The organism is bacterium (genome assembly GCA_035371905.1).
GTDB lineage: Bacteria > Ratteibacteria > UBA8468 > B48-G9 > JAFGKM01 > JAMWDI01.
Genome location: DAORXQ010000105.1, coordinates 1 through 5,312 on the forward strand (window position 1 = coordinate 1; position 5,312 = coordinate 5,312).

Annotated in this window: 6 protein-coding genes; 2 read left to right on the forward strand and 4 right to left on the reverse strand. The window is 27.8% G+C overall.

Annotated elements, in window-relative coordinates; genetic code table 11:
- Positions 1-60: 60 nt before the first annotated feature.
- The gene (locus PKV21_08815) at positions 61-666 is read right to left on the reverse strand and encodes a cyclodeaminase/cyclohydrolase family protein (GenBank protein HOM27586.1); all 606 of its coding nucleotides are present in this window, start codon (positions 664-666) and stop codon (positions 61-63) included.
- Positions 656-2,164 (reverse strand): rhamnulokinase family protein, encoded by a 1,509-nt coding sequence (locus PKV21_08820; protein HOM27587.1) that lies wholly within the window; start codon positions 2,162-2,164, stop codon positions 656-658. Before PKV21_08820 ends, PKV21_08815 begins: the two co-directional genes overlap by 11 nt.
- Before the next feature lie 304 nt (positions 2,165-2,468).
- On the opposite strand from PKV21_08820, the gene PKV21_08825 reads away from it, so the two are divergent.
- Both PKV21_08825 and PKV21_08830 read left to right on the forward strand, forming a co-directional pair.
- Positions 2,469-2,681: a hypothetical protein gene (locus PKV21_08825; protein HOM27588.1), complete on the forward strand. Its 213-nt coding sequence runs from the start codon at positions 2,469-2,471 to the stop codon at positions 2,679-2,681.
- Positions 2,682-2,734: 53 nt separating this feature from the next.
- Entirely contained in the window at positions 2,735-2,983 is a 249-nt protein-coding gene (locus tag PKV21_08830) for a hypothetical protein (protein HOM27589.1), read from the forward strand.
- A 686-nt stretch (positions 2,984-3,669) separates the two neighbouring features.
- Here PKV21_08830 and PKV21_08835 read toward each other — a convergent pair.
- Together PKV21_08835 and PKV21_08840 are read right to left on the reverse strand one after the other, a co-directional pair.
- Positions 3,670-3,813, reverse strand: a complete 144-nt coding sequence (locus tag PKV21_08835; protein ID HOM27590.1) for a hypothetical protein — start codon at positions 3,811-3,813, stop codon at positions 3,670-3,672.
- Positions 3,810-5,312, reverse strand: a 1,503-nt coding sequence (locus PKV21_08840; GenBank protein ID HOM27591.1) for a hypothetical protein, incomplete at its 5' end; no start/stop codon positions are given. The genes PKV21_08835 and PKV21_08840, both read right to left, overlap by 4 nt.

The window sequence follows — 5,312 nt, forward strand, 5'->3', positions numbered from 1 at the left end:
TTTTTTACCTCATCTCTTATTTTCTCCGCAATAACCTTTCCATCAATTATATTTCCCATTTTATTCCTCCATTATTTTTATAACTTTACTTTTTACCTCTTTACTTTTTTCTTCTATTTCTTTTTCCATCTTTTCTATTTTCTCTTTTATTTCTATTTTAAAATTTTCATCTTTTAAAAATTTCAGATTTATCAGAATATTCATCTTTCCACCGAAGAAAGCACCTATTGCAAAAATACTTGCAATTCCTGTATCAGAAATCAAATTTTTATTACCTCTTTCGGTAAGTATATCACAGAAATTAACAATTTCAACCATATATTCACATATTTTAAGATGTAAATTAGCAGAATCTTTCAGATATTCTTCTATTTCTAATCTTTCCTTTATTGCCCTATCAATTTTTTCGTATATCCTGCTATCTTCTTCAATAAAATTCATACATTCATTTAAAATCTCTTCATTCTTCCTTTTAATCTTTTCTATTTCTTCTTGAAATTTTTCATATCCTTTTTTACCGATTGTATAATTTAAAACCATATTAACAAGAGAACTTGAAAGTGAAGCAAGACAGGCAACTGCACTTCCTCCTCCGGGGACAGGTTTTTTTGCTGATAAAACTTCAAAATAATTTTTCAACGAATTTTGAAGAAAATTACAATCCATAGTGAAAACTTTTCAATTTTAAATATTTCTGATAATTTTCATCCCATATTTCAACATTTTCAGGTCTATAAACAATTAAAGGAAAAGAATTTCTTATAATTTCTCTAACCTGACTTATATCTTTAATTTCTCTTCTTGCAAGTGCCTGAATTAAAAGATTTCCCACACTTGTTGCTTCAGATGGTCCTGTTATAACTATCTTTTTGGTAGATGATGCAGCAAATTGAGATAAAAGCGAATTTTTACTTCCTCCGCCTACAATATGAAGTATTTCTATCTCATATCCCAATATTTCTTCCATTTTTTCTATAACATATCTGTATTCCATTGCTAAACTTTCAAAAATAACTCTTACTATTTGAGGAATATCCTCTGGAATTTTCTGACCTGTTTTTTTACAGTAATTTTTTATTTTATCTATCATATTACCCGGGTAAAGAAAATCAGCATTATTAACATCAATAAAGGCATAAAAAGGAGTAGCATTTTTAGCCATCTCAACAAGTTCTTCATATTTAAAAATATTACCGGTTTTATCCCATTCTTTTTTACATTCCTGCAATATCCATAAACCCATTATATTTTTTAAAAATCTTATAGTACCACCAAAACCACCTTCATTTGTAAAATTATATTCAAGCCCTTTTTCATTTATTATTGGCTCATCAATTTCAACTCCAAGAAGAGACCATGTTCCAGAAGAAAGATAAGCCCATTTTTCTTCTTCCTTTGCCGGTGTCCCAACAACTGCTGAAGCAGTATCATGACAGCAAACAGCAAAAACAGGTACTGAAGGTAAAGTTAGTTCTTCCTGTAATTTTTTAGTTATATTTCCGATTAAAGTTCCTGATGAAATTACCTGTGGAAGAAAATCTGTTTTTATACCGAGTTCTTCAAGTAATCCATAACACCAGTTCCCTCTTGGTGCTTTATTTTGTCCAGATGCAAGAGAATTATACATCTGCGAAGTTGTTGTGATTGTATACTCACAGAACTTTTCTCCGGTTAAAAAGAAATTAAATAAATCAGGCATAAAAAGTAATGTTTTGCAGTTGTCAATTAAATAAGGAAATTCTTTTTTCGTGGCATATAATTGAAAAAGAGTATTAAGAGGCATAAACTGAATCCCTGTTTCTTTAAAAATTCTTTCTTTGGGCAAAATTTGAAAAACCTCTTCCATTATTCCATTTGTTCTCTCATCCCTATAGTGAAATGGATTTGAAAGCAAAAGGTTATTTTCACCTATAAAACCACAATCCACTCCCCAGGTTGTAACTCCAATTCCAGCAATTTCTCCTTTATCTTTAGCAATAGATAATATTTTTTTTATTTCTTCAAAAATACTAAGAACATTCCAAAATCTATGATTTAAAATAATTGAGTTGTAAGTAGAAAATCTATGAATTTCATTTATATAAATTTTATTTTCGTCAAAATTTCCTATAATTCCCCTTCCACTTTCTGCCCCAAGGTCTATTGCTATATAAATTCTTTCCATATATTTTATTATATATCCAATTATTTTTATGTCAACAAAAATCCGCTTTTGGGTTAAGACATAGTATCCAGGTAGACAAGAAATGGAGAAGAGATATATGGAGAAGGAGACATTTAGAGGTAATTGTTCCAAAGGATAAAAGACAGGCGAAAAAATTAGTTAAGAAGATATAAAGAGAAAGAAGCCACCAGACATTTATATACCACAGATAGAAAGATGAGGAAGTAAAGAGGAATTTTGTTGTTAAGATGGCAGTGGATATATAACAGGAAAAGGATTCATTCCACAATAGAAATGATACCTTATGAAAAACTTTGTAGAGATTATAAATTACCAGAAGAGATTTCAGATTGACAAAAACCAGTTAGAATTTACAAAAAAACTATTAGGATGTTATGTAATAGATACAAGTTTAAAAGAAGAATTTACAAAAGAGCAGATAATTGACCATTATAAAAGTTTATCACTTGTGGATAGGGCATTTAGGATTATAAAGACAACACTATTAAATATATAAGACCGATATACCACTATAAAGAAAAAAGAATAACATCCCATGCATTTATTTGTATGCTTTCATATTATATAGTAGTTGAGATGAAAAAAAAAAGATTAAAGGAGTTATTTTGTGGGAAAGGGAGGAAATACTCACTTACTTTTAAAAATATACTTGAAGAATTAAAAGAGATACAGATAGGATATATAAATGTGAAAGGACTAAAAATAAAACAATTAAACAAAATGACAAAATTACAAAAAGAGATATTGAAGAAACTGCGGGTTGAACTGAAATTGAAAAACAAATTAAACACTAATTAGAAAACTAAATTTCAAATAAATCTTTTGTCTCTCAATGGTTTATATTGTTTTTGAAATTGGTAAGTTCGGTTTTATTTTCATCTTTGTAAATAATTTACCTTTAAAATTTAATTATTGTCAAGAGAAATTTTTGTCATTTTTTGCTCTTTTATATAATTTTTCTATATTTTGCCGGAGTTATACCAAATTTTTTCTTGAATTCTTTTAAAAATAATGATAAAGAAGAAAACCCTGTATTTTTTGCAATTGTCTCAAGTTTTAATTCTTTATTTTGTAAAAGTTTTTCTGCCTCAAATAATCTTTTTTCAATTAAATATTTTTTAAAATTTAAACCAGTGATTTTTTAAAAAGACGGGCAAAATAATATTGAGAAAGGCCTACATATTGACAGATCTCTTTTTCAGAAATTTTCTGGAATAATTGGTATTTATAAATTCTATTACTTTCTGGATTCTTCTGTCAAAAACCTCTCCCTTTTCATATTTTCTATTTTCAAAAGCATTTTTTAAAATTAAAAAAAATTTTGAAAGATTTAATTTTACGACTCTTTTGGGTATGAGATGCAGTTAAAAGTATTTTTGATGGTTTCTATTTTTAGTTCCTTATAAATCTCTTTTTTTAATGAATTGACAAAATCGGGAGTAAAACCAATTAAATCGGATGTGATTATAAAAACCCTATTTTTTTCATCTGAAACAGAAACACATTTCAAATATAATGGGTCGTGAATTTTTTTTGGATGGTTTATTTCTTGGTAAATGTCCACAAAGTAAATATCCAACTGGTGGACTTATATCTGTTTTACATCCACCAATTTTTAAAAATTTCATTTTTTATATTGATAAGTAAACCATCCACCTTCTTTTTTTATTTCTTCTTCAACCTTTTTTAGATCAATAACATCTTCAAATTTTAAATTATCTGTATATATGTGAACTTCATAAGGTTCAAATCTGTCTTGAAATTTCCCATTCTCTACATTTATTTCTCTTTTCTCTGATATTACCTTTAATTTCTTTACATTTTCTGGTATATTTATTTCTATGTTCACTTCAACTGGCTCCACATTTACTGCTATTATATATATCTTTCCCTTAAATTCTTTAACAGTATAATGTATTCTTTTGTCTTCAATTTTAACCTTTTCTTTGGTATCCTTTCCAAGTAGTATAATATCGCTCAAACTTTTTTTCTCTTTTATTAAATATGGCATACCAACCCTTAAATCTGGTAAATTTATTGCTCCCCAGTGTCCTTCTTCTTTTTTACCATAAATATAATAATTAAAGCCCTTCGCTCCATAAACAATTGCAAGATAATTCATACATCTCTCTTCTACAAATGTCGGACCTCTATTATTTCTTGTTGAATATGGTGGTCTTGAAGCATAAGATTTTCCATAATCAAATACCTGTGGAGTTATCCCTATAAATTTTTTGCCTTTACCTGATTTTCTTATTTCTTCCATAAAAAGGATTATATATGTCATAGGTCTTGTTAAACTCCCATCAATAAGTGGACATACATATGGGTCAGGGAAAAATAAATCAGCACAATTTATATATGTTTCTATTCCTTGTATTGTATTATTTGTAATTTGAACTGGATGGTATGGGTCAAGTTTTTTCATAAGTTCATAGACCTCTTTTAAAAGATTTGGACTTATATTTCTCCCTTCTGGTTCATCAACTAAATAATAAAACAACAGATTAGGGTGGTCTTTAACTGAATTTATTTTTTCTGTTATAACTTTTATTGCCTCTTCTGATAATGTTTCTTTTCCTTCAAAATATTTTTTCTGTTCAGAACCCCATAATAACATAACTTCACCATATTGTTTTAGTTCAGTTAATTTATCAAGGTCACCAATTCCACATATTATTCCATCTGCTCCTGTCTTTGCTATTTCTTCAGGTGGGGAACCAGCCCACCATATTAAAGGTAGTATTGGCTTTCCATTTAAAACAAGATTTAAATTCTCATCTACATAAACTTCATTTCCTTTTGCTGGTGGTAATTTATATAATGGAATACTTGTCTCATAAACTGCTTTTCCTTCTTTTGTTAATCTTCCCACTATCTTAAATTCTCCTTCTTTTAATTCAGGTATTTTTAAACTTAAAACAGTTTCTTTTTCTGATTTACTCAATTTCTTTTTTATTTCTTTACCATTTTTATCAATTATTAAAACCTCTATATTTGTTCCTTTTATTTCCTCTTCCTTTAAGTTAATCTTAACATTTATAACTATCTCATCTATTTTCTGTGTTGAATATTTTGAATTTCTGTATAATTGTTTTAATATTTCAATTGAATTTTTTATATATGT

What these genes read in the sequence shown, in the direction of transcription:
- PKV21_08815 (HOM27586.1), bottom strand. Translation starts at nt 666, where the DNA reads ATGGATTGTAATTTTCTTCAAAATTCGTTGAAAAATTATTTTGAAGTT.
- PKV21_08820 (HOM27587.1), bottom strand. Translation starts at nt 2,164, where the DNA reads ATGGAAAGAATTTATATAGCAATAGACCTTGGGGCAGAAAGTGGAAGG.
- PKV21_08825 (HOM27588.1), top strand. Translation starts at nt 2,469, where the DNA reads ATGAAAAACTTTGTAGAGATTATAAATTACCAGAAGAGATTTCAGATT.
- PKV21_08830 (HOM27589.1), top strand. Translation starts at nt 2,735, where the DNA reads ATGCTTTCATATTATATAGTAGTTGAGATGAAAAAAAAAAGATTAAAG.
- PKV21_08835 (HOM27590.1), bottom strand. Translation starts at nt 3,813, where the DNA reads ATGAAATTTTTAAAAATTGGTGGATGTAAAACAGATATAAGTCCACCA.